Genomic DNA, 601 nt, shown 5'->3' on the forward strand with positions numbered 1-601 from the left:
CGGGGGTGTTAAAGACACCCGCGCACCTCGACACCGCCCCGCCGCAGGCGCCGCCGACCGTCGAGGACGACGATTTCACACCGGCCGACGGCGGTCCGGCAAAACCCGGCGCCGCGGACCAGGCGCGCGACTGGATCAATGTGTTTTCGCCGGCCGATGCATCCCATGTCAGCGCGCCGTCTGACGCCAGGGCCGAGGTGATGAAGGACGATACCGGTTCGTTCCTGCGCATCCGTTCCGGCGCGTCCGGTTCGGCGATCAGTTTCGACGTCGGACAAGGCGTGCTGGAGAAGCTGGCCGGCAAACATGCCGTGTTCGACATCATTGCCCGCTCCGAAGAAGGCAAGGAGACGCAGATTTCGGTCGACTGCAATTTCGGCGAACTCGGCGACTGCGGCCGCAAGCGCTATGCGGTCGGCCAGCAGCAGAACGAATATCTGTTCGATGTGCAGTTTCCCGACAAGCGTCCGGGCTCGGCCGGCACCATTGCCATCAATTCAGACTTCGACAAGCAGGGTAAGGCCGCGGACATCTACGAAATCCGCGTTTCGATCGAGCCGTAAGAGCGCTGAACGGTCTAGCGGTCGAGCAGCGCCTGTAG

Annotated in this window: 1 pseudogene; it reads left to right on the plus strand. The window is 63.6% G+C overall.

Going from position 1 to position 601, the window contains the following annotated elements:
• A pseudogene (locus EN939_RS37075) lies at positions 1-563 on the plus strand (hypothetical protein); the annotation flags it as partial.
• Between the last annotated feature and the right edge of the window lie 38 nt (positions 564-601).

The sequence above is a fragment of the Mesorhizobium sp. M7A.F.Ca.CA.002.05.1.1 genome (assembly GCF_003998335.1).
Classification (GTDB): Bacteria; Pseudomonadota; Alphaproteobacteria; order Rhizobiales; family Rhizobiaceae; genus Mesorhizobium.